Here is a 22,970-nt window from a genome sequence, read left to right as displayed (position 1 = left end):
ATAGCCGCTTGGTCTTAGAAGGGTAAACAGTAGGGTATGCTGCCGAATAGAACAATCGTCTACTAATCTACTCCACCTCATTTATGATTAAACGCTACTCTACTTTTCTACTGGCGTTGCCTTTTCTTACCCTAGCGGCCTCTTCTTTGCAGGCACAGAACTACAGCAAGCACGACCGTTATCGGAGTGTGGGGGTTAGCTTGAACGGATTGAGCTATTTTGGAGATATAACGCCTGAGCGTGGCATGGGCGGCTTACGCCTAGGCTCGACGCGACCGGGTATTGCCTTGACTGCTACTCAGCGTTTTACAGAGCGTATTTCGGCACGGGTAGCCTTCTCCTACGGCCGGATCAAGGGGCAAGACGTAAAGGCCATCGACGACCATGACGCCAACGCTCAGATGCGCTATGCGCGCAACATCAACTTCCGCAACGATATAACAGAACTCTCAGCGACTGGTGTTTTCGACCTAGTTGAGAACTGGGAAGATTATCTACGTCGCCCCGACTTTGTGCCCTACGTGTTTGCGGGAGTTGCCGTCTTCCATCATAACCCGAAAGGCTTCATCGAAGGTGGTACGGTCCCCGAAGGACTAATTGAAAGAACCTACGTGGCCTTGCAGCCTTTGCGTACCGAAGGGCAGAGTGCCGGTTACAGCCGTACGCAGTTCGCACTGCCGTTTGGGGGTGGCGTACGCTACCGCATAACTAAGGAGATGGATGTAAGCTTGGAAGTCGGTTGGCGTAAAACCTTCACGGATTACCTAGACGACGTGAGTGGCACCTACACCGACGTAAGTAAGTTGACTAGCCCCGAAGCGCTCTACTTTGGCCACGACGTTACGCGCGACGACAGCAAGGCCATGCCTGGTCAGGCACGCGGTAACAGCCAGCGCCACGATTGGTACATGGTAACGGGCGTAACCGTGCAATACATCGTTCCGCAATTCAGAAATACCTTCAAGCTTCGTTAGAGTAGCTGTAGCCTTTGGACTTTAGGTAAGAACTGGGTGATAATCTATTAGATAACCACACGCAAAAGCCTCAGTAGTAGCTGAGGCTTTTGCGTGTGGTTATCCATCGAGCCATCTGTAATCGTGCAGGGGCAAACCTAGCGTAAGACGCAACAGCCTTACCTTTGTGGCAGCTGTTACTAGTCTTATGCTTACTTTTTCTGACCTGCCGGCCCTTACCGGCGGTACTCTGCTGCAAGCGGGCCCTGAGGGTGTCGCAATCCATCAACTGCTGCTTGATAGTCGTCGGATAGGGCAACCTAGCGGCGCTTTGTTCTTTGCTATCCGCGGCGCTCAGCACAACGGACACCGTTACCTGCCCGATCTATATCGGCGGGGAGTACGGTTGTTTGTGGTGGACCGATTAGAAGAAGTGCCGGGAGAGCTAGGTGCTTACCCGGATGCTGGCTTCCTCATGGTTGCTAATAGCTTGGCGGCCCTGCAAGCAGTGGCTGCTTATCACCGACGCCAATTTCGAATTCCGATATTCGGCATAACGGGCTCCAATGGAAAGACCATTGTGAAAGAGTGGCTAGCGCAACTCTTGAGCGCCGATGATCTGATTTGCAAAAGCCCGCGCAGCTACAACTCGCAAGTTGGTGTGCCATTGAGTGTGTGGGAGCTGAACAGCACGCACACACTTGGTATCTTCGAAGCGGGCATTTCGGAGCGTGGCGAGATGGTGCGTTTGGCCCAGGTACTCCAGCCAAACCTAGGTATTTTCACCAACCTAGGTACTGCGCATGACGCTGGTTTTGCCTCGCCTCAAGAGAAAGTGGCGGAGAAGATGCGGCTCTTCGCGGAAGTAGATACCCTATTCTACTGCCGCGACCATGAAGCTGTGCACCTAGCGGCACGGCAGTTATTACCCGAACACCGCACCTTTACCTGGAGCCGTTTCCATCCACACGATGCCCATGTAGCTGTGACCATTGCGGAAGCTAGCGCCGACCGTACGGTGGTGCACATAGCTATTGCGAAGCCGCTACCGCAAGAACATACCTTCACCTTACCATTCGCAGATGAGCCCTCAGTGGAAAATGCGCTCCACGGGCTAGCAGTATTGCTGTGGCGACAAGTGCCAGCCGCGGAAATTCAACGTCGCCTCGACCGCCTCACGCCGGTGGCTATGCGCCTAGAAATGAAGCAGGCGCTTAACGATTGCTACGTTCTCGACGACACCTATAACAATGACCTAGCTGGCCTGACCCTAGCTCTCGATGTACTTACTCGGCAGCCGCGGCGTGGTCGGCGCACGCTTATTCTGTCCGATGTACTGGAGTCGGGGTTGCCCGCATCTGAACTCTATGCGCGTGTAGCAACCCAGCTAGCTATCCATAAAGTGGAGCGACTGATTGGAATCGGCCCAGAAATTAGCCAGCACCAAGCCTTGTTTCAGGGCATTGAGCAAACATTCTTTGCCAAAACCGAAGACTTCCTGACCAACTTTTATCCCGATCAGTTTCAGCACGAAACCATTCTGGTGAAGGGCGCCCGGCGCTTTGGCTTCGAACGAATCGTGGCTGCTTTCCAACAGAAGATTCACGGTACGGTACTGGAAGTGAACCTCGATGCCTTAGTGCATAATCTAAATTACTATCGCGCCCGTTTGGCCCCCGGTACTAAGCTGATGGTGATGGTAAAGGCATTTGCCTACGGCAGTGGCAGCTATGAAGTGGCCAACCTATTGCAATTTCACCGTGTCGACTACCTAGCGGTGGCGTATGCCGATGAAGGAGTAGAGCTGCGTCAACACGGTATTAGTCTACCAATCATGGTAATGAACCCGTCGCCCGACAGCTTCCAGAAGATGCAGCAGTACCATCTGGAGCCAGAGATTTATTCGTTTGAGCGGCTCCGCGAATATCTGCGTGTATCCCATGATCAACCATTACCGGCCATTCACCTCAAGCTCGACACAGGCATGCGGCGCCTTGGTTTTGCAGAAGAAGATATAGCTGAACTGAGTGCCATGCTGCGCGAAAATGCCGCCCGCCTACGAGTAGCGAGTATGCTCACGCACCTAGCCGGCGCTGACGAAGCCCAGCACAACGACTTTTCGCGCCAACAGCTAGCTGCTTTCCAGCGCATGACCCCAACCTTGGAAGCGGCTATTGGCTACACTGTGTTGAAGCATGCGCTGAACTCCGCGGGCATTTTGCGTTTCCCCGATGCTCACTTTGATATGGTTCGATTAGGGATCGGGCTATATGGCGTGGAAGCCACCGGTGAGAACCAAGAAGCTTTGCGGCCAGTAAGTAGTTTGCGGACCACTATCTCTCAAATTAAGACTCTTCCTGCAGGACAAACTGTAGGATATGGCCGCCGTGGGCAAGCCGTTGAGCATGAGCGCCGTATCGCGACCCTTGCTATCGGCTACGCAGATGGCTACAATCGTCGCTTCAGCAACGGCGTGGGTACCGTAGTTGTACGCGAACAACGGGCCCCGATTGTTGGCAACGTCTGCATGGATATGTGCATGATCGACGTGACGAATATTCCCGGGGCGCAATCTGGAGATATGGCCATCATTTTCGGAGAAGCAATGCCATTGCCAGAGCTAGCTCAACGCATTGGAACTATACCCTACGAGCTACTAACGAGTGTAAGCGAACGGGTAAAGAGAGTGTTCTTCGCTGAGTGAGCCAACGTGTAAAAGTTTAGGTATTTCAGGGCTAGTTTGTTCTTAGCAGACTAGCCCTGAAGTATGTATAAGGATAGGGTATACGATAGCTAGGTCAAGTCATAGAATAATACGGCGGTTGAGTGAGGTGAATTATAATAATTATATTTTAATGGCATGGTTATTAAGATGCTTTTCTATACAGTAAACTAAGCTTAAGTAGCTAGTTTCAGCAGGCAAATGGCTGAAAGGACATATGAATGGGTATTTTTACCAGATGAAAAATCCGGTAAGCGTAAAAAGTCGTTTGTATTTTGACTACTAAGTGTAAGCTTTTAACTAAAAATAGTTAAAGATATTGTTATCTGAGTACAGGAATCCTCAACCAGGTATTATGAAGAAAAACGTTTACGCTAGCCTTCGCTTTTGGATGATGTTATTGGTTCTGATAAGCATTGCTGCTATTCAGAACGCATGTGCAGCGAATCCACCTTTGGAAGGTCGTTGGAAAGGGAAGCTGAAAGTTCCAGGAGGTGAGTTAGAAATAGTCTTTCGCTTGGTGAGCCTCACGAGTGGTGGATATTTCGCCGCATTAGACGTGCCTCAGCAACGAATTGGGAACTTGATGGTGCAAGTAGCCATGCAAGGTGATACAGTCATGTTTTTGGCTGAAGACGCTGACAGCCGCTTCAAAGGTAAGCTAGCTTCTGATGGTCATCAGTTACAGGGAACTTGGAAGCAGCCTGGTTACACGGCGCCTTTGATCCTGCAGTATGTTCCTCTGTTGGTTAGCCCCAAAACGGCTCGTCTTACACCTCCATACCGGGAAGAGGAAGTCACTTATAGCAACACGCCCGCAAATCTGAAGCTAGGAGGAACGCTTACAGTACCCGCTGGACCAGGGCCTTTCCCAGCAGTAGTGCTCATGTCGGATGCGGGTGCGCACGACCGTGATGGTTCGCTTGGTGACTATCATCCCTTGGGGTCTCTGGCCGATTACCTAACGCGGCGTGGTATTGCGGTACTGCGCTTCGACGACCGTGGGATAGGCCAATCGGGTGGTAAGCCAGCAAGTAGTACCACCACTGAACTAGTTACTGATGTACAGGCTGGCATCTCATTCCTAAAGTCGCGCCCTGACATTCAGGCTACCCACATCGGAGTTATTGGTCATGGAGAGGGCGGCAACGTTGCTTTGCTAACGGCGGCTCAATCGCAGGAGGCTTCCTTCGTCGTGACCTTAGCTGCTCATGGTGTATCCGGCAGCGACTTAGTTTATCAGCAGCAAGTAACGATGTTGCACTCGCTCGGTATGTACAATGAACAGGTGCAAACTTCGGTGCGGAATGAGCAAGAGCTGTTGAGTATAGTACGGCATACGCCCGATGACGAGCGGGCACGTTCGATTATCGTCTCAGTGCTGCAAAAGCAAGATGGCTCCATTGATGAAATTGCAGCTTTAGCAAGAGCAGCACAGCTGACGACTCCCCAGTACCGCGCCTTTTTGTCGTTTGATCCGCTGGCTCAATTACCAGCCGTTAAGTGCCCGGTTTTGCTGCTAAACGGTACTGCTGATCACTACACCACTGCCGATACAAACATCAATGCTTTATCGAAGGGGTTGAAAACGAACCCAAACGTGACAGCCTATAAGTTGCCGAAAGTAAACCATCTATTTCAGTCAGATCCGGACGACTGGCCAGTCGTGAATGGACAACGAAAAGAAACGTTTTCACCCGAGGCAAAGGAGATTATTCGGGAGTGGATTATGAAGCAGGTGCAGTAAGCACCGGCTACGGTAAGCAGTAGCTAATAGAGCACCTACGACAAGAGGCGCGGTAACTGTACCGCGCCTCTTGTCGTAGGTGCTTTCATATCAACTCTCCTCCTACACCTTTTACACCATGAAAAAGCACTTTTTATCTATTGTTGCGGTGGCAGCTGTGCTGGCATCTTGCAACGACTTGAAAAAGCCGGAAACCAAGGACCAACTCAGCGAAGCTACAGCTGATACAGCAGTGGTAGCCCGCACGGGCGAAACTGCTGCTGATGCTACTTCCGATGCTGGCGCGAAAACGGCAGCAGCAGTAACCGATGCTGGCGGTGTTGTGGCCGAGGCCTGGGACGTCACCAAAGAGAAGCTTTCCAATGTTAAGCTTCCCGAGATCAACTTGCCCGATATCGACGTGCGGGGTAGCGAAAACTACAACGTGTACGGTCTAGAAGAGAAGGTGCTCTTCGACACTGATAAAGCAGAGCTCAAGCCGACAGCTACGAAGGCGCTGCAACAAGTTGCTGCTTCTATTGCGCAGCGCTATGGCAAAAATCAAGTGCGTATCATGGGCTTTGCTGACTCGCGTGGTGATAAAGATTATAACAAAGAGCTCAGCGAGAAGCGTGCAGATGCCGTCAAAAACTGGTTTGTGCAGAACGGTAAGGTCGATGCTTCACGTATCAGTGTAGAGCCTATGGGCGAAGCACAACCAGCCGCCTCAAATGCCACCGCAAGTGGTCGTCAGCAAAACCGGCGTGTAGAAATTGCCGTGCGCACAAAGTAATTGACGACCTAGCTAATATTGGTCTGCGACGTAATAACCCCAACAAAAAAGGGCGGCTTAGAAGCCGCCCTTTTTTGTTGGGGTTACATAACTATTATGTACTATAACTATTGTGGCACCTACGTACGCCAATAAGTAACCTAGCCTATTTTATTATTTATAAACATCTACTTCTGCCTTGATCATTGCATTCCAGCGCTGACCGTTGCTGGCGAGTGTTAACAAACTCCAGCCTTTACCAATCGTGTAGCTCCACGTGCGGCTCTCCTTGAATTCAAACGTCGGACGCATGATCTGTCCGTAGGGGGTGTAAGAGTCCATGAAGTTGGTCGTGTAGAAATTATCACCGCTAACAATCCATTCCATGGCAACGAAGAACCCTTCGTCGGGTGCTGGAATGTTGTAAGGGGTAAGATCAATAGTGTACCACTGACCGCCTTTAGGCGCAGATACCACTACGTTATCGTTGAGGATATCTGTGTTAGGCGAGTTGTAGTTACCATCGGCTTTGTAAATACGCACTCGGAAGGGCTCACGAGGAAAGCCGTTCTCTCCGATATAGAAGGAGGCCGAACGAATATTACCTAGCTTTTTGCCTTTCTCATTTTTCACGTAGAAGGCATATTGCTGACCAGGCAAACCCTGCATCATGCCTTCGCCAGGTGTATTCGTTTTAGCCCCTAGGCCAAGGTTCTTTACCTTACTAGCTTCTACCGTTACGTTGCCAAGCAAGATCTGCCGCTTGGGAACTTCAATGATCATGTCCTTCTGACTGACTCCCCGTTTTACCAAAACAGCTTTGCGAGCGTAGCCAAGAGCTAGAACGACGAGAGAGTCTTGAGCATTCTTCTCAGGGCCAGACATTTGGAAGAAGCCATATTCGTTTGTGAGGGCACCAGACTGCTCATCACGTAGGCCGAGTGAGGCAAAGGGGATAGGTTCTTTCGTCTGTTGATCTACGATACGGCCCGAGATACGATTTTCCTGAGCCCAGCTCACTATGGGTAATACTAAAGCAAAAGAGACGAGAGAGAGTATGCGTTTGAACATAGAGTATAAGCTTGACATATATCGAAACTGCAATGAGTGTGCCAATCAAATACAACATGTCGTAGAATAGTAATAGGTTACTAGGGTTGTGTTTTTTTTATTGCGAATCAATTAGTTAGCTATCCAGAGTAAATTTTATTGGTCGTAGTATAGTAGTTGGGCGAAACCTAAATGGGTAGTACCTTTGTTTGAATAGAATCTAAATAAAAGTATCCTGCCCGTGCTTATTCGTCCCAAATCTCCCAAGTCTGCCGAACAGCGCCGCGTAACCGATCTTCGTCTTGGTGAGACCGGCACAATTTGTTGCCTGAAAGACCCTGAGATGGCGCTCAAGCTCCTAGAAATGGGTTGCATACCGGGTACCCAAGTGCGTTTAAACAGCCGGGCTCCTTTAGGCTGCCCGATTACGCTCGTACTCGGCGACGATGATTACACGTTGTCATTGCGCGTGAGCGAGGCAGCTACTATTTTTTTGAAGGATTAAGTTTTAGAGTATGGCCGGCGGAGAAATCACAATTGACCGAACTGCTTCGGCAGCTTCGGCAGCCGCTTTGGAAGCCGTAGCGGCACACTTGCCGCACAATCATAAAGGCTTGACACGAATTGCCCTTGTTGGCAATCCTAATTCCGGTAAATCGTCGCTGTTCAACCAGCTGACAGGGCTCAACCAAAAGGTGGGCAACTTCCCGGGAGTAACGGTAGACCGCAAAACGGGCACAAGCCAGCTTACGCCACAGCATCGCGCCGAAATCATCGACTTGCCGGGCACGTACTCGCTCTATCCTAAAAGCCTAGACGAGAAGGTCATCACCGATCTACTCTACGATCGTACGTCTGAGCAGTATCCGGATTTCGTGGTCGTAACGGCTGATGCATCGAACCTGCGCCGCAATCTGTTGCTCTTCACACAGCTCGCCGACCTAGGTCTGCCCGCGGTGCTGGCGCTGAATATGATGGACGTAGCGGAGCAGCACGGCGTGCATATCGATGTGGCGCAGTTGCAGCAGGAGTTAGGGGTACCGATCATCCCGATGAATGCCCGCAAAGGCATTGGCGTAACGGCGCTCAAGATTGTGATAGCGCAGACGCTAGATGCCCCTAGCGTGGCCTTCTACCAACCGTCGGATGAGTTGCTGCCTATGATCCGGCAAATCCGCTATTACTTCAACCTGCACAACGATTACCTGGCGCTGCACTATGCGCACCAGTTTCGGCACATCAGTTTCTTGTCGGCTGACGACAAAGCCTATATTCAGGAGCTGACGGAGCAGTACGATTTCCAACCGACGCCGCGACAGGCGCAGGAAACAATTGACCGTTACGCGCGCATCAATGAGATTCTACTGAATACTGTGTCGGTAACGCGAACGGAGCGTAACGAGCCGTACAGCAACCGCCTCGACCGAATTTTAACCCACAAAGTGTGGGGTTACCTGATTTTCTTTGGCGTACTGTTCATGCTATTCCAAGCGGTATTCGCCTGGGCTAGCTACCCCATGGAGCTCATCGATGAGGGAGTGGCATGGATTAACAGTCTTATTCAAACCAACTTCCACGGGCCGCTCATCAACTTACTGACTGAGGGAGTAATAGCGGGCCTAGGTGGCGTCCTGATCTTCATTCCTCAGATTGCGCTGCTCTTTGCTTTTATTGCAGTGCTAGAGGAAACCGGCTATATGGCGCGGGTTACGTTCATGATGGACCGCATCATGCGCAAGTTTGGATTGAACGGGAAAAGCGTTGTACCCTTGATTTCGGGCGTGGCCTGTGCTGTACCAGCCATCATGAGTGCACGCACCATCGAGAACTGGAAGGACCGTATTATCACCATCTTCGTGACGCCACTCATGAGCTGCTCGGCGCGCATTCCGGTGTACACGGTTCTAATTGCTTTGGTGGTGCCCGATCAAAAGGTGCTTGGCTTCTTTAACTTACAAGGCATTGCCTTGATGGGGCTGTACCTGCTAGGCTTCTTCGCGGCAATCTTGTCGGCCTTGGCGCTCAAGATTCTGCTGCGGCGCAAGGAGCGGAGCTACTTCATCATGGAGTTTCCCGTCTACCGGTGGCCGCGTTGGAAGAACGTGGGCATCACCATCGTAGAAAAGGTAAAAACCTTTGTGTTTCAGGCAGGTAAAGTAATTGTTGCTATATCCGTTATACTATGGGTGCTCGCTTCTTACGGGCCTGGCAATGCGCTGGAGCAGGCGGAAGCAAAGGTGCGTTCTACGGCTGCTCAGCAGCACCTAACGCCTGAAGAAACCGACAACCGTATTGCTTCGGAGAAGCTCGAAAACTCCTACGCAGGCTTATTCGGACGCACACTAGAGCCAGCTATTCGCCCCCTAGGTTTTGACTGGAAAGTAGGTATTGCGCTGATTACCTCGTTTGCAGCACGAGAGGTTTTCGTCGGCACTATATCCACTATCTACAGTGTGGGACAGGATGCTGATATGCGCACGGTACAGCAAAAGCTAGCTGCTGAAAAAGATGACCAAGGTCAGCCGTTCTTTACCCCGGCCCGAGCCTTTTCGCTGCTGGTGTTCTATGTGTTTGCGATGCAGTGTATGAGTACTTTGGCCGTCGTGTACCGCGAAACGAAAGGGTGGAAGTGGCCTATTCTGCAACTTCTCTACATGACTGGCCTAGCTTACGTAGCTTCGCTAACTGTTTACCAGCTTATGAAATAACACAATAGGGGCCGAGTAAATTGACCCCTATTGCGTTAGCGCCCAATCAGGAAAACAGCGGGTTGCTTGTGGATATCCGGTAGATTACCCTTCCACGCAGCTAGCGTATTGGTCTGCACAAACTCGTTCTCAGCGGTGAGACTGGCGGCAATGCACAAGCGCGTTGAGGGCTGCAACTGAGTAACCAGATCCTCCAACATTTGCATGTTGCGGTAAGGCGTTTCAATGAAAAGTTGCGTCTGATTCTGCGTAAGAGCTAGGCGCTCTAGGTTCTTAAGCGCTGCAATTCGCTTAGGCTTTTCAATCGGCAAATAGCCGTGGAAAGTAAAGCTCTGCCCGTTCATACCGGATGCCATGAGCGCAAGTAGCAGCGACGAAGGTCCTACCAGCGGCACCACCCGAATACCTAGCTGATGAGCCGCGCGGGCCAATTCAGCGCCGGGGTCCGCAATGCCTGGACAGCCAGCTTCGGATAGCACACCTGCATCTAGCCCAGCCTGTACTTGCTTTAGGGCCGCACTAATATCCGCTGGTGTTGAGTCTTTGTCGATAACGGCGAGGCGCAGTTCCTCAATCACCTGGGTGGGTGCTACACTCTTGATGAAGCGCCGGGCCGTTCGGGCATTTTCCACGAGAAAATAGGAGAGGGTCGCTACACGAGCTGCAATCTGGGCTGGCAATACTTGCGCAGCCGTATCGTCAGCGAGTACCGTTGGAATGAGGTAAAGAATGCCTGGCTTCAAGTGGGGAGGAGGAAGTAAGGAGTGAACAGCCGTTTAACTCTGCATGAAACTTTGCACTAGCTCAAATATCCGATCTGGATTTTCGGCATGTACCCAGTGTCCTGCATCAGGAACGGTTTCTACTTGGGAGTTTGGGAAGAGAGCCGGAATGCTGTGCAGCTTATCATCGGCCGTAATGTAATCTGACAGGCCACCGCGGACAAAGAGTGCCTGCTTAAGAAACGGATGTGCACTGGTGATTTCCGCCCCAATATCCGCAATGTGCATAGTCAGGGCGTCGAGGTTCTGGCGCCAAGCAAAGGAGTTGTCATCGAGGCGGTAAAGGTTCTTGAGCAGGAACTGGCGGATGCTGAACTGCGGAATGTGCCGTGCCAAGGCTTCATCAGCTTGCTGCCGCGTTTGCAAGCTAGCTAAGTCAACAGCGTGCAAGCCTGCCAAAATCTCATCCTGGTGCCGCATGTCGGAAAAGCCAGGCGCAATATCTACTACCACCAAACGAGCTAGGCGCTCAGGATGATCGAGCGCAAAACGCATGGCCACTTTGCCGCCCATGCTGTGCCCGAGTAGCGTCGCGTCTTGGAGCTGCAAGGCATCAAATAGCTCGAGCACGTCGGCACTCATGACTTCGTAGGTGTGCTCGGAGGCGTGGGGTGAGCGGCCGTGGTTGCGCAGGTCGGCCACGATGACGCGGTGCCCAGCTTCGGCCCAACGCTTGGCTAGCGTTTGCCAGTTATCGGAAGTGCCAAACAGGCCGTGCAGAATCAGCAGAGGCTTGCCTTGGCCTAGCTCGCGGTAGTGTAGTTGCATAGTGGGGCAAAGGTAGTGCAGCCAAGCTATAGGCCTAGCCACACCTCATTCACAGGTTAAACGAAGCAAAACCAGCGCTGACGCGTCTCCAGGTTGGTATTGCGTAGAAACTCCGCTACGGGTTCAAGGTTCGTAAGCAGCGACGTTAGTGTCAGGGTCTGGCCGGCGTCTAGGTGGAGACGCAAGAAACTGTAATTGCTCCAAAACAGGCGCTTGGAGACGCACGTAACGTACTCTACACGCTGCAAATCGCGGCGGGCAAACGGAATACGGAAGTTGCCTTCGTACACTTCCAACTTGTTTTGCTTGGGGTCAAAGACAAGTGTGGTGTGCAGGTTGCGCGCATAATACTGCGCATGGAGCACCAAGGCCGGCACCGAAAAGCCAAAGACTACGGCTGCCAATGCGGTCAATAAGATCAACTCATAAGTGGTAAGCGTACCTAGGTATACGAAGGAACCTAGGAAAGGCAAGCCCACACACAAGCAGAGCAAAGGCCAAAAGAGCAAGTAAAACTGCCGCAGAAACGTGGGGCGAAATACTTTGCTCTTGCTGCTGAAAAAGCTCGTGATAAAGCGTAGGCCCACCACAATGGTCATAACGGCGAAGCTAAACTCTAGCAGCGGCCGCAAAAACGCTAACAGCTTCACCTGCTAGTGTACCAAGATCCAAGGCTCATTGGCTTGGTGCGCACGCAAGTGGCCGAAGGGCTGCAGAGCCAAACCATACTTCTCGAACACTGCTTGCACCGCGGCATGGCCTTCGGGAGCTACGCACACGAGTAAGCCACCACTGGTTTGGGGGTCGCAGAGCCATTGCTGCTGCTCATCGGTGATGGGCCCGATCTTGTGGCCATAGCTGTCCCAGTTGCGCACCGTGCCGCCCGGAATAGACTTCTGCTGACGGTATTCCTCGGCCTCAGCCAATAGTGGAACTTGGTGGAAGTTAACTTCTGCCGTTAAGTTGCTGCCCTCGCACACTTCTGATAAGTGACCTAGCAGGCCAAACCCAGTAACATCCGTCATGGCCTTTACCGCTTCCAATAGACCTAGGTCATAGCCGATTTTATTCAGCTGCATCATTTGGTGTGGCGCAATAGCTTCGTGCTCGGGTCGCAGAATGCCGCGCTTTTGAGCCGTCGTCAGCATGCCCACGCCTAGAGGCTTTGTAAGGTAAAGCTCACAGCCAGCGGTGGCCGTGTCGTTCTGCTTCAGATTCTTGATATCGAGCATGCCTGTAACAGCAAGGCCAAAGATGGGCTCCGGCGAATCGATGCTATGACCGCCGGCCAGCGGAATGCCGGCTTCTTGGCAAATACTGCGGCTGCCTTCAATCACGCGACGGGCTACTTCGGGGGCTAGCTTGTCTACGGGCCAACCAAGCACTGCAATAGCCATAACTGGCCGCCCGCCCATGGCATACACATCGCTGATGGCATTCGCTGAGGCAATACGACCAAAGTCATAGGCATCATCCACGATGGGCATGAAGAAATCGGTGGTGCTGATGAGCGCCTGACCACCGCCAATGTCGTACACGGCGGCATCGTCGCGGCTGCTGTTACCTACTAGCAATTTGTCGTCGTGAGGCTGAGGCAGGCTTGTGTGCAGAATCTGGTCGAGAACCTTCGGCGCAATCTTGCAGCCGCAACCAGCACCGTGGCTATACTGAGTAAGGCGAATGGTATCGGTAATTGTTGAATCGGGAGTCATGGGCAAAATTCTATTGCTTCGTAACAAAGAAAGCTGGCACTAGGTGCAGCGAAGATCAACTATTGGCTCCAAGGGGTGTTATCCGACGCTTCTTTGGGGCTAGGTGCGGGTGAAGTTAGCCCAACAGTTGTCTGCCTAGCTAGCAACTGCAAGCCTTCCTGCAGGGCCACAGCCAGCACACGACCTGCATTTTCTACCGCGTCGCAAGTGTCCGATGTAACGCGCACCACCCGCACATTTTGCTTGCTCGCAAGCCCATAGCTGTAGGTCTTGTCGTAGTAGCCCAGCGCAATGGCTACCATCTTTTCCATGTCGCCAGATTCAATAGCCAATAGCGCTTCCTTCGTTGCCAAGCCGCCCAGCCGCTTGCCGATGCGCCGGATAGCCTCTGCGAGCTGCGCCGGATCTTCGCGGCCATACTCAGCAGCTAGCTTGCGAATACGTACTTCTTGCGGAATATCTAACACGAGCAGCGGCGCATGGCGCATTTGCTCAAAAAAAGGCTTCGGAATACCAATGCCACCAATAGTGAGGCTTTCATCTTCCACCCAAGGCACGGTGTCGGATGGAAGTTGGCTGAGAAGCAACGCTAGATCATTCTCAAACTGCTCGGGTGTTGGTTGCGGCGGCAGCCCTATTGACCCAAAGGAAGAACCCTTGTGGTTGGCTAATCCTTCCAAATCAATGACGGCCTCATGTTGCTTCGCTAGCTCGTGTAACACATCCGTTTTGCCAGAGCCGGTAAGACCACCTAGCACCAGCAGGGGGCGAGGCTGTGCAAACTGTGCCAAGGTCCAGCGCCGGTAGTCTTTATAGCCTTTGTCGAGCAAGTGGACCCGAAATCCAGCTAGCTCCAGCAGCCATTGTACGGCTCCGCTGCGCATACCACCCCGCCAGCAGTGCAGCCGCACTTCCTTATTGGGCGCGATTTTCTGCGCTTGCTTCACCATGCGGCTCATTTTTGGCCCAAAAAAGTCGAGCCCCACCAGCACGGCTTTTTCCTGACTCACCTGTTTGTAGGTGGTGCCAATGCGGGCACGCTCCTCATCAGAGAATAACGGAAAACTTACGGCACCCGGAATATGCCCCTGCGCATACTCCACAGGCGCGCGCGCATCGAGAATAGGAGCGTCGGCGGAAACCTGCAGAAAGTCGGAAAGGGGAAGACGAGGCATAATTTTCAGTTAACCGTTACCATTTATCAGTTCTCTAATGCGAAGTAGTGAGGAGTAGTTCGCACCTAGGTTGTTTGATGATAAACGCTAAGTGGTAGATGCAAGCTGTCGCCGGTACAGCTGAATGGTGTTTTCCAAGCCTAGGTATAGCGCATCGCAAATCAGTGCATGTCCAATGCTTACTTCCGCCAGGGCTGGTAAGTTTTGGTGTAGATAAGCTAGGTTATCCAGATCAAGGTCGTGCCCAGCATTCACCCCCATACCTAGCTGTTGGGCTAACTCGGCGGCCGCACGATATGGTGCAATAGCCGCGGCTGGATCAGCCTTGTACTGTTGGGCGTAGGCTTCCGTGTATAGCTCGATGCGGTCGGTACCTGTGCCCACGGCCGCTTTTACCATGGCTAGGTCCGGGTCGAGGAAAATGGATACGCGGCAGCCTAAGGCCTTCAATTCGGTCACGATGCCCAGTAGGTACATCTGGTGCGTTATCGTATCCCAGCCGGCATTCGAGGTAATAGCGTCGGGCGCATCGGGGACGAGTGTCACCTGTTCCGGCTTCACTTCGCGCACCAGATCCAGGAAATCGGGGGTCGGGTTGCCTTCGATGTTCAGCTCTGTGGTCACAATGTTTTTCAAATCGCGCACATCCTGGTAGCGAATATGGCGCTCGTCAGGGCGAGGATGCACGGTAATTCCTTCGGCCCCGAATCGCTCACAATCGCGGGCGGCTTGGAGCAGATCAGGGCGGTTGTGCCCGCGTGCATTCCGCAGCGTGGCTATTTTATTTATGTTTACGCTTAGCTTTGTCATCAGATTTACGCCTGAGTATAGTTCCCTCATACGGGCAGTGTGCCCCAAAAGTACACGGCTCATCGGAACCGCCGCCGGAATTAAAGTCCATTCTCCACGGCAGTTTTCCCTTAACCCACTTCTTCCCATGGCTCTGAAAGAAACCATCGACGCAGATATCAAAAAAGCAATGCTCGCCAAAGACAAAGTTCGGCTTCAGGCTTTGCGCAGTATTAAGTCCCAGATTCTGCTAGCCGAAACGGCCGAAGGCGCCCACGGCGCAGCCCTCACCTCTGATGCCGAAACAAAGCTCCTGACCAAAGCAGCCAAGCAGCGTCGCGAAGCCGCCGAAACGTATCAGAAGCAGTTTCGCTCCGACCTCGAAGAAGTAGAACTGGCTGAGCTAGCCGTTATCGAAGAATACCTGCCCAAGCAGCTTTCCGAAGCTGATTTGGTGGAAAAGCTCGTCGGCATCATCCAGCGCGTAGGTGCCACTGGCCCTTCCGATCTAGGTAAGGTCATGGGCGTTGCCGCTCGCGAACTAGCAGGCCAAGCGGATGGACGTATGATTTCGCAGGTAGTAGGCAATTTGCTGAACAACACGAACGTGTAAAGCTTCATGAGCCGTGAATAATGAGTACTGCAGTTAATCATAGCTACATGAATACGTACTCATTGTTCACGGCCCATTAATAATGTCCGGCTTCGATATTTTACTGCTGCTGCTGCTGGCTGTCGGTGCCGTTAAAGGCTTTCGCCGCGGCTTAGTTATCGAACTGGCTTCGTTGCTGGCCTTTGTGCTAGGTGTGATAGGCGGTTTGGCACTACTCAACGATGCCGTACCCTTCGTGCGCAACTACATTGGCGAAGCCTTTGGGTTTTTGCCTCTCGTGTCGTTTATCCTCGTCTTTGTGCTAATCGGCTGGGGTGTGCATCTGCTAGGTGGGGCCATCAAAACAGCTATCCATCTTACGCCGCTCGGTATGCTCGACAACTTGTTGGGGGGCCTATTAGGCGGAATCAAATGGCTGCTCGGGATGAGCTTGCTGCTCTACGGAATCGGGTTGGCAGGCTTGCCGCTGATTTCCCCCAAGTTAGCCGCCGAGTCACACGTGCTGCCGGTGGTCAAGCAAGCCACACCCGTAGCCCTACAGTTGGTGAGCATCGTGATGCCGTTTGCTGGTACGCTCCTGACCCAACTACGATCTGTGTTTTAAAATAGTAAGCAGTCATAAGGGCAGGCAAGCGCGTTGAACATCTTACGCTATCCTGCTGTTGCTGCTATTCTTACCTATTGGCTCAGCCGTGCATATCCTACTGCTGGATAATTTTGACTCCTTCACGTACAACCTGCTCGATTACCTTCAGCAAGCAGGCGTTACGGTTGATGTACGTCGGAATAACGTGCCGGTAGAGGAGCTAGAGGAGCAGCACTTCGATGGGATTGTGCTGTCGCCAGGTCCTGGAGTGCCGGGCCAAGCAGGTTGTATGATGCGCGTCATTGCGCAGTATCACCAACGAGTGCCTATGCTAGGGGTGTGCCTAGGTCATCAAGCAGTAGGGCAGTTTTTTGGTGCAAGCGTAGTGCGTGCCGCCCGACCCATGCACGGAAAGGTATCGGAAATGCGTTGTGTAGTGGATGACCCCTTATTTACCAATTTGCCCCGGCAACTCACCGTCACTCGGTATCATTCACTTACACTCAATAACTTGCCCTCGGCGCTATTACCGCTGGCTTATACTAACGATGAACACAATGAACTCATGGCGTTGCGGCATCGTACGCTACCACTCTACGGGGTGCAATTTCATCCAGAAGCCTTGCTTACGACCGAAGGACTATCACTACTTCGGAATTGGGTTAACTATTGTATCATTGCAAAGGATGCTCGGGAGGCATCGATCCACCCCACGCTCTCTGTATAGTTATGGAATTTCAGATCAAGGAACGCGGCGAATTTCAGTACATCGATGAGGGACAGGGAGAGATCCTACTGCTCCTGCACGGCCTGTTTGGCGCCCTAAGCAACTGGGAAGAAGTTATTGCGACATTCAGTCCCGAATACCGTGTTATCATTCCGCTGCTTCCTATTTATGAGATGCCCCTCACCAAAGCCGGGGTACCAGGTTTGGTCTCTTATGTGGCAAGCTTTGTTAAAGAACTAAGAATTGATGAGCCACTGACCCTATTGGGAAACTCGCTTGGGGGCCATGTGGCGCTAGAGTATGCGTTGCGTTACCCCACGCAAGTGCAGCGCTTGGTACTCACAGGCAGCAGCGGCTTGTTTGAAGACTCTATGGGCGGCTCCTTCCCGAAGCGAGGCAACTATAGCTTCGTACAGGAGCGCGTAGCTTATACTTTCTACGACCCTTCAGTTGCCACTAAAGAATTGGTCGACGAAGTATTTAGTGTAACAAACTCCAACGCGAAGTGTCTGCGCATCATTAGTATTGCGCGCTCGGCTCAGCGCCATAACCTCAGCAAGGACCTGGGTCGGATCACGGCGCCTACGTTGCTGGTATGGGGGTTGAATGATACGATTACGCCGCCCTTGGTAGCGCACGAATTCAACCGGTTAATCGTTAATTCGGAGCTACACTTCCTCGATCATTGTGGCCATGCGCCCATGATGGAGCGTCCGCATGAATTTAATGCCCTGTTGGACAGGTTTTTGCGGCGCACTATAACGCAGATAGTCGCAAGTCGGTAAACAATTGGCGGAGCTGTTTGCTAATAAGGGGAGAGTGCGCTTTATTGCTTACTTAAATACTGCTACGCGTGGCGAGATTTTGCTGCGTTTCCTGTTTTCTCGCCGATATACCGCATGATTGCCGAAGACTTGCTTAATCAAATGATTCCGCCGCTCAAGGTGTCGGACTCGGTCGGCAAAGCGGCCCGGTGGCTCGAAGAGTTTCACGTTGGCCAATTGCCTGTCATCAATAACCGCGAATACCGCGGCCTGATTACCGAGGCCGATTTGCTCGATCACGCTAATCCGGAAGAACTGCTGACCGCTGTTCCGATTGGTTACGCAAACCTGCACGTGCAGTACAACCAACACTTCTACAGCGTTATGGAGCTAGCTATTCAGAATAAAGTGCAGTTGATACCTGTGCTCAGCGAAGAGCGCGAGTACCTAGGTGTCGTATCTGTTGGTGACACAGTAGCTGCTTTCGGCCAAATGCCCATTGCGGTAGGACAAGGTGGTATCCTAGTGCTGTCGATGGACGAGCGCGACTATTCGCTGACGCAGATTAGTCGTTACGTGGAGGAAAATAACGCCAAGATCTTGAGTGCCCACGTGGCACAGGATGAGCAAAATCCATATAAGATTCGCCTTACTTTAAAGCTCAATACACCGAGTCTTACGCGTATTATTGCCACCCTAGAGCGCTTTGGCTATATCATAACGGCGCAGTTCAATGGAGCCAGCGAAGCAACTGAAGACGAACAATCTCGCTTCGATGCCCTATTGAAGTACTTGAGCCTATAAGGTGTAGCAAATTGAGTGTGGTATAGAACAGAGGCAAGCTTCTTGCTCGAACAAAGCACAGCAGTTGCTATTCATTCTAACTCAAAAAGCGCCATCCGAAGCTTAGTACTCTTCTTGTTCCTTGCGCTGCTAGGTAGGTCTGTGGCTGCCTCGGTCTTCCCTGACTCCGTGCGGCGAGCCCCCCTCGATAGCTTAATGCAAGCACAGTGTCCTGGCTATACAGCTATGCGGGTCGCTACGGTGTTATTCGTCGGGAACCAAAAAACGAAAGAACGAATTCTGCGCGCCGAGCTTGATTTCCAGGAAGGTGATACCATTACAGCCCAAAAGCTAGGTCGTAGGCTAGAGGAAAACCGCCGGCGTATTTTCAACTTGCAGCTCTTTCACTCCGTAGCCGTGCAGACTGTGTGCCGCGACGGGGATATTACGGTGGTGTTCGGCGTACAGGAGCGCTGGTACACGTTTCCCATCCCGATCTTTTCACTCGCCGACCGCAATTTTCGTTCATGGCTTGATCGTCCTGATCGATGGAAGCGAGTAGATTATGGTGTGCACTTAGTGCGACGCAACTTTCGCGGGCGAAACGAACAAGTCATCGGCAATGTTCAGCTAGGCTTCAACCGCAAGTACGAGCTGTTCTATGAAGCGCCTGGGTACGGTCGGCGCCGACGTATTGGCTTTGGTGCGGGCGCTTCCTACTACCGCAGTCATGCCCTCGACTACGCGACTATCCGCGACCGGCTTGTCAACCTCCGGCAAGAGGAGGGCTTCCCCATTGAACGACAATATGTGACTGCCGGCTTGCGGTGGCGCCGCACCGTGCAGCATCTATCCGCTTTCGACGTGTCGTACCACCACGAACGAATCTCAGATTCAGTTCAGCAGCGTAACCCTGCTTACTTCTTGGGGCGAACCCGCCGGGAATATTTAGACTTTAGTCTGGCAACCACACTTAACCAGCGGAATACATTTGCTTATCCGCTTACCGGGCGTTTTGTACAGCTAGGTCTCGTGCAGCGCGTGTTTCTAACGCCGGGAAGTTCGCCTATCACGACGGCACGTGCGCGTTATGTGCAGTACGTGGACCTAGGTCATCAGTTTTACTACAACATTGGTTTACAAGGGCAGATACGGTTTAGCCGACGAGTAGCCTATGCCGATAACCGCGCCTTTGGCTATGATGCTTTAGTGCGCGGCTATGATGCCTATGTGATAGATGGCCGGCACTATGCGCTGTTGCAACAAAGTGTTTCGTATCAGCTGTTTGATGCGGCCCGTATTCGGCTGGGTGGTATCCAAAACCCAAAAGTCAACACCATTCCGCTGGTGCTCTACGCAAATCTTTTCACCGATGCTGGCTATGTTGGGGCACCTACTCCGTGGCCGAACAATCGTTTGCCAAATCAAGTATTAGCTTCGGCCGGCGTCGGTTTACATTTAGTTACGTACTACGACCGAGTACTGACCGTTGAGTACACGCGTAATGCGCGTGGCCAAGGCGGTTTCTTCTTTCGTTCGGAGTTTCCTATCTGACTTTTACAACCTGCTGCGGCCGGTTATCCCCCTATGAGAATAGCTATCCTGGGTAAGCCTTTCAGCGAAGCTGCGCAACCCTTCGTACAGGCGCTTCTCGAAGATTTAGTAGCACGCCAAACCGAGGTGCTCATTGCGGAGTCTTTCCGAACTTACCTCGATAATAGCCTCCGCTTACCGGAGGGGATTGGTAGCTTTCGTCGCGGCGACTCGCTGCGCGGGGTGCAGTTTGTGTTTAGCATCGGGGGCGATGGCACTTTGCTAGACACGGTCACTTACGTAGGTAATCTACAGATACCGATCCTGGGCATTAATGCTGGCCGCCTAGGTTTTCTGGCTACTGTTACTCCTGCGCATCTATCGCAAGCGATAGATAGCTTGTTCAAAGGGCATTTCGTGATTGAGGAGAGAAGCCTGATTCGGGTTGATACTGACCCCGATGTATTCGGTGACGTCAACTTCGGACTGAACGAATTCTCTATCTTGAAGCGCGATACCTCATCGATGATCGTGGTGCATACCTACATCGATGGGGAATATTTAAATTCTTATTGGGCTGATGGTCTGATTGTATCAACGCCGACCGGCTCTACTGGCTACTCCTTGAGCTGCGGCGGACCTGTGATGTTGCCACAAACCAACAATTTTATCATTGCGCCCGTATGCCCGCACAACTTGAACGTTCGGCCGCTTATTGTTTCTGATCGTAGTGTTATTTCCTTCGAAATAGAAGGGCGTAGTAACAATTTTCTACTGTCGCTAGATTCCCGATCAGTACCGGTAGATGCTGGCGTACAAATTGCAGTTCGGCGAGAGACCTTTACGGCTCGGCTCGTAAAGCTCAACCATGTTAACTTTTTAAGCACCTTACGAAGCAAGCTGAACTGGGGGTTAGATCGTCGGAATCCGGCTGGTATACCCCTTTGAAACATACACATTTTTTAATCAATTGTTTTTAAAGTTCTCAGCAACTTCTACTTTTGTCATTGACTACAGTCGTGGCATTACCATTCGTCTGAATAATTTGATTTAGTATTTTCTTAACAACCCGCTTATATGAAGCAAATTTTCACTCATACTTTAGGTCTGCTTCTAGCAGTTTCGCTAGTCGCAACTGAGGCTGATGCGCAACAGTTTACTAAGCGGAAACAATACAATTCTGTGGGCATAACGCTGAATGCCATGAACTACTTCGGCGATATTGTTCCTAAAGCTAGCTTCGCAAGCTTCCGAGTAGCTGCTTCACGTCCAAACGTGGGTATCAACGTCACGCGTCGCTTTGCACCACGTATTTCGGGTCGTGCTTCTTTTGCCTATGGTCGTATCACAGCTGAAGACTCCAAGGCGGCTGACCAAAACGACCCGGATGCACGCTACCGCTACAACCGGAACATGAACGTTCGAAATGACATCTTCGAACTATCTGCCGTCGGAATCTTTGATCTAATCGAAAACCGGAACAACTATCTCAAGCGTCCTGACTTTGTTCCTTACGTATTTGCCGGGGTAGCAGTGTTTCACCACGCGCCTAAAGGCTTAGTGCAAGGCGGTAACACCGGCGGTTTATCTACCGATAGCTACATCGACTTACAACCACTGCAAACAGAGGGCACATCCTACAGCAAAACACAAATTTCGATTCCGTTCGGAGGTGGTGTTCGCTACAAGCTGAACAAAAGCTTTGATATTGGTCTGGAAATCGGTTGGCGCAAGACCTTTACCGACTACTTAGATGACGTGAGCGGTAACTACATTGAGCGTAGTCGCTTAGTTACTCCAGCTGCCCAATACTTCGGGCATGACAATGTTCGTAATACGACTGACTTCACGAATTTCAACGAGCCTGGACAAATGCGTGGCAAAGGCAATGAGAAGGATTGGTACATCGTTACAGGCTTAACGCTTAACTATATCCTTGCTCCACGCGTTAAGAGCCCGAAATTCCGCTAGGCAGTCTTATCTTGGCTGTCTCATTCCATCAACAGCCAGTATAATGACAAAATTGGTTCTCCGTTCAGCACTCCTTGCTTGCTTTGTGCAAGCAGGGAGTGTTTTTTTTGCTTCTTCAGTATCTGCTCAAAATACTAGCGAGCTAGGAGTGGGCTTTGGTGGGCTTACCTATAAAGGCGAGTTGTCACCTAATTATCAGTTTAAGAATAACCGGCCAGCCTTTACTATATTTTATCGGAGAGACGTATCAGCGCCTGTTACCTTACGAGGAGCGCTGTTAGGTGGCCTGTTGAGGGCTGACGATGGTAACGTAAAAGGGGAGGGGGGAACTGTACTGCCACTGCCTGCTTACCGTCAAGCCAACATGAAAGGAAGCCTGCTTGAGCTATCAGGGGCTCTTGAGTATAACTTCTATGATTATCATAACCGGCGCGATAAGGTACACTTCACCCCGTATGTGTTTATTGGCATCGCAGGTTTCTATGCTAACACCGAAACGAAAACTAACAACGCTGCGTTGGCAGGCGAACTGAACAAGAGTGGCAGTATGTTGGGTATTTCTGTGCCAGCAGGTATCGGCTTCAAGTATGCCATGTCGCGGCGCTGGAACCTAGGCTTGGAAGTAGGCGCTCGTAAAGCTTTTACGGATAACTTAGATCATATCAGCAAGCAGAGCCCATTAATTGCTAATAGCCACGACAAAGATTGGTATTTCTACAACGGTCTGAGTGTCTCATATACCTTCTACAAGATTCGTTGCCCTGAGGACTCACCAATTGTTAAGAAGTAATTGAGGCACAGAGTGTCATATTCGGAAAGAGGGAATGCAACCATTT

At 51.6% G+C, this 22,970-nt stretch carries 22 protein-coding genes; 15 read left to right on the top strand and 7 right to left on the bottom strand.

The annotated features are described in order from the left end of the window. Positions 1–83 precede the first annotated feature (83 nt). The 4 genes from SD425_RS22620 (at position 84) to SD425_RS22605 (ending at position 6,194) form a co-directional block, all read left to right on the top strand. Complete coding sequence (locus tag SD425_RS22620; protein ID WP_324672538.1) at positions 84–974, top strand: DUF6089 family protein; 891 nt, start codon at positions 84–86, stop codon at positions 972–974. A gap of 187 nt (positions 975–1,161) precedes the next feature. After that, entirely contained in the window at positions 1,162–3,657 is a 2,496-nt protein-coding gene (locus SD425_RS22615; RefSeq protein ID WP_324672536.1) for a bifunctional UDP-N-acetylmuramoyl-tripeptide:D-alanyl-D-alanine ligase/alanine racemase, read from the top strand. A gap of 373 nt (positions 3,658–4,030) precedes the next feature. Continuing rightward, positions 4,031–5,422, top strand: coding sequence for an alpha/beta hydrolase family protein (locus SD425_RS22610; protein ID WP_324672534.1), 1,392 nt, complete (start codon positions 4,031–4,033; stop codon positions 5,420–5,422). A gap of 118 nt (positions 5,423–5,540) precedes the next feature. Further along, a complete protein-coding gene (locus tag SD425_RS22605) occupies positions 5,541–6,194 on the top strand; it encodes an OmpA family protein (protein WP_324672532.1) in 654 nt (217 codons plus the stop codon). A gap of 153 nt (positions 6,195–6,347) precedes the next feature. Here the strand turns inward: SD425_RS22605 and SD425_RS22600 are convergent, their stop codons facing one another. After that, a complete protein-coding gene (locus SD425_RS22600; protein WP_324672530.1) occupies positions 6,348–7,244 on the bottom strand; it encodes a carboxypeptidase-like regulatory domain-containing protein in 897 nt (298 codons plus the stop codon). 322 nt (positions 7,245–7,566) lie between these two features. Here SD425_RS22600 and SD425_RS22595 point away from each other — a divergent pair, with 322 nt between their 5' ends. Both SD425_RS22595 and feoB read left to right on the top strand, forming a co-directional pair. After that, positions 7,567–7,728 carry a FeoA family protein gene (locus SD425_RS22595; RefSeq protein ID WP_324672528.1) on the top strand — a complete coding sequence of 54 codons (162 nt, stop codon included), beginning with the start codon at positions 7,567–7,569 and terminating at the stop codon, positions 7,726–7,728. A 10-nt stretch (positions 7,729–7,738) separates the two neighbouring features. After that, positions 7,739–9,931, top strand: a complete 2,193-nt coding sequence (gene feoB / locus SD425_RS22590; protein ID WP_324672525.1) for a ferrous iron transport protein B — start codon at positions 7,739–7,741, stop codon at positions 9,929–9,931. Between the two features lie 35 nt (positions 9,932–9,966). Here feoB and SD425_RS22585 read toward each other — a convergent pair whose 3' ends face one another. The 6 genes from SD425_RS22585 to SD425_RS22560 form a co-directional block, all read right to left on the bottom strand. Next, positions 9,967–10,674 (bottom strand): SAM-dependent methyltransferase, encoded by a 708-nt coding sequence (locus SD425_RS22585; protein ID WP_324672523.1) that lies wholly within the window; start codon positions 10,672–10,674, stop codon positions 9,967–9,969. A 33-nt stretch (positions 10,675–10,707) separates the two neighbouring features. Continuing rightward, positions 10,708–11,481 (bottom strand): alpha/beta fold hydrolase, encoded by a 774-nt coding sequence (locus SD425_RS22580; protein ID WP_324672521.1) that lies wholly within the window; start codon positions 11,479–11,481, stop codon positions 10,708–10,710. Between the two features lie 56 nt (positions 11,482–11,537). Beyond that, positions 11,538–12,113, bottom strand: coding sequence for a hypothetical protein (locus SD425_RS22575; protein ID WP_324672519.1), 576 nt, complete (start codon positions 12,111–12,113; stop codon positions 11,538–11,540). A 21-nt stretch (positions 12,114–12,134) separates the two neighbouring features. Beyond that, on the bottom strand, positions 12,135–13,175 hold the full coding sequence (selD, locus tag SD425_RS22570) for a selenide, water dikinase SelD (protein ID WP_416381041.1): 1,041 nt from the start codon (positions 13,173–13,175) through the stop codon (positions 12,135–12,137). A 77-nt stretch (positions 13,176–13,252) separates the two neighbouring features. Continuing rightward, a complete protein-coding gene (gene mnmH / locus SD425_RS22565) occupies positions 13,253–14,368 on the bottom strand; it encodes a tRNA 2-selenouridine(34) synthase MnmH (RefSeq protein WP_324672515.1) in 1,116 nt (371 codons plus the stop codon). Positions 14,369–14,455: 87 nt separating this feature from the next. Beyond that, entirely contained in the window at positions 14,456–15,178 is a 723-nt protein-coding gene (locus SD425_RS22560; RefSeq protein ID WP_324672513.1) for a pyridoxine 5'-phosphate synthase, read from the bottom strand. 127 nt (positions 15,179–15,305) lie between these two features. Here SD425_RS22560 and SD425_RS22555 point away from each other — a divergent pair, with 127 nt between their 5' ends. The 9 genes from SD425_RS22555 to SD425_RS22515 all read left to right on the top strand — a co-directional run bounded on the left by SD425_RS22555 (position 15,306) and on the right by SD425_RS22515 (position 22,924). After that, complete coding sequence (locus SD425_RS22555) at positions 15,306–15,770, top strand: GatB/YqeY domain-containing protein (RefSeq protein WP_324672510.1); 465 nt, start codon at positions 15,306–15,308, stop codon at positions 15,768–15,770. Between the two features lie 82 nt (positions 15,771–15,852). After that, positions 15,853–16,374 (top strand): CvpA family protein, encoded by a 522-nt coding sequence (locus SD425_RS22550; RefSeq protein ID WP_324672508.1) that lies wholly within the window; start codon positions 15,853–15,855, stop codon positions 16,372–16,374. Positions 16,375–16,462: 88 nt separating this feature from the next. Then, entirely contained in the window at positions 16,463–17,083 is a 621-nt protein-coding gene (locus tag SD425_RS22545; RefSeq protein ID WP_324672506.1) for an aminodeoxychorismate/anthranilate synthase component II, read from the top strand. Between the two features lie 2 nt (positions 17,084–17,085). Continuing rightward, positions 17,086–17,868, top strand: coding sequence for an alpha/beta fold hydrolase (locus tag SD425_RS22540; protein ID WP_324672503.1), 783 nt, complete (start codon positions 17,086–17,088; stop codon positions 17,866–17,868). Positions 17,869–17,982: 114 nt separating this feature from the next. Continuing rightward, complete coding sequence (locus tag SD425_RS22535) at positions 17,983–18,651, top strand: CBS domain-containing protein (protein WP_324672500.1); 669 nt, start codon at positions 17,983–17,985, stop codon at positions 18,649–18,651. 225 nt (positions 18,652–18,876) lie between these two features. Next, entirely contained in the window at positions 18,877–20,184 is a 1,308-nt protein-coding gene (locus SD425_RS22530; RefSeq protein ID WP_324672498.1) for a BamA/TamA family outer membrane protein, read from the top strand. A 33-nt stretch (positions 20,185–20,217) separates the two neighbouring features. Then, positions 20,218–21,111 (top strand): NAD kinase, encoded by an 894-nt coding sequence (locus SD425_RS22525; RefSeq protein ID WP_324672496.1) that lies wholly within the window; start codon positions 20,218–20,220, stop codon positions 21,109–21,111. A gap of 129 nt (positions 21,112–21,240) precedes the next feature. Then, a complete protein-coding gene (locus SD425_RS22520; RefSeq protein ID WP_324672493.1) occupies positions 21,241–22,134 on the top strand; it encodes a DUF6089 family protein in 894 nt (297 codons plus the stop codon). A gap of 43 nt (positions 22,135–22,177) precedes the next feature. Further along, entirely contained in the window at positions 22,178–22,924 is a 747-nt protein-coding gene (locus tag SD425_RS22515) for a DUF6089 family protein (RefSeq protein ID WP_324672490.1), read from the top strand. Positions 22,925–22,970: the final 46 nt, after the last annotated feature.

The organism is Hymenobacter sp. GOD-10R, assembly GCF_035609205.1.
In the GTDB taxonomy this organism is placed as follows: Bacteria; Bacteroidota; Bacteroidia; order Cytophagales; family Hymenobacteraceae; genus Hymenobacter.
Note: the sequence above shows the minus strand (reverse complement) of the source record. Positions and strands in the feature narration are given on the sequence as shown.

Excerpts from the sequence above, each read along its gene's own strand:
- SD425_RS22595 (WP_324672528.1), top strand. The coding sequence starts at position 7,567 with ATGGCGCTCAAGCTCCTAGAAATGGGTTGCATACCGGGTACCCAAGTG.
- SD425_RS22555 (WP_324672510.1), top strand. The coding sequence starts at position 15,306 with ATGGCTCTGAAAGAAACCATCGACGCAGATATCAAAAAAGCAATGCTC.
- SD425_RS22615 (WP_324672536.1), top strand. The coding sequence starts at position 1,162 with ATGCTTACTTTTTCTGACCTGCCGGCCCTTACCGGCGGTACTCTGCTG.
- SD425_RS22600 (WP_324672530.1), bottom strand. The coding sequence starts at position 7,244 with ATGTTCAAACGCATACTCTCTCTCGTCTCTTTTGCTTTAGTATTACCC.
- SD425_RS22535 (WP_324672500.1), top strand. The coding sequence starts at position 17,983 with ATGATTGCCGAAGACTTGCTTAATCAAATGATTCCGCCGCTCAAGGTG.
- SD425_RS22515 (WP_324672490.1), top strand. The coding sequence starts at position 22,178 with ATGACAAAATTGGTTCTCCGTTCAGCACTCCTTGCTTGCTTTGTGCAA.
- SD425_RS22540 (WP_324672503.1), top strand. The coding sequence starts at position 17,086 with ATGGAATTTCAGATCAAGGAACGCGGCGAATTTCAGTACATCGATGAG.
- mnmH (WP_324672515.1), bottom strand. The coding sequence starts at position 14,368 with ATGCCTCGTCTTCCCCTTTCCGACTTTCTGCAGGTTTCCGCCGACGCT.
- SD425_RS22620 (WP_324672538.1), top strand. The coding sequence starts at position 84 with ATGATTAAACGCTACTCTACTTTTCTACTGGCGTTGCCTTTTCTTACC.
- feoB (WP_324672525.1), top strand. The coding sequence starts at position 7,739 with ATGGCCGGCGGAGAAATCACAATTGACCGAACTGCTTCGGCAGCTTCG.
- SD425_RS22605 (WP_324672532.1), top strand. The coding sequence starts at position 5,541 with ATGAAAAAGCACTTTTTATCTATTGTTGCGGTGGCAGCTGTGCTGGCA.
- SD425_RS22525 (WP_324672496.1), top strand. The coding sequence starts at position 20,218 with ATGAGAATAGCTATCCTGGGTAAGCCTTTCAGCGAAGCTGCGCAACCC.
- SD425_RS22520 (WP_324672493.1), top strand. The coding sequence starts at position 21,241 with ATGAAGCAAATTTTCACTCATACTTTAGGTCTGCTTCTAGCAGTTTCG.
- SD425_RS22610 (WP_324672534.1), top strand. The coding sequence starts at position 4,031 with ATGAAGAAAAACGTTTACGCTAGCCTTCGCTTTTGGATGATGTTATTG.
- SD425_RS22580 (WP_324672521.1), bottom strand. The coding sequence starts at position 11,481 with ATGCAACTACACTACCGCGAGCTAGGCCAAGGCAAGCCTCTGCTGATT.
- SD425_RS22560 (WP_324672513.1), bottom strand. The coding sequence starts at position 15,178 with ATGACAAAGCTAAGCGTAAACATAAATAAAATAGCCACGCTGCGGAAT.
- SD425_RS22550 (WP_324672508.1), top strand. The coding sequence starts at position 15,853 with ATGTCCGGCTTCGATATTTTACTGCTGCTGCTGCTGGCTGTCGGTGCC.
- SD425_RS22530 (WP_324672498.1), top strand. The coding sequence starts at position 18,877 with ATGCGGGTCGCTACGGTGTTATTCGTCGGGAACCAAAAAACGAAAGAA.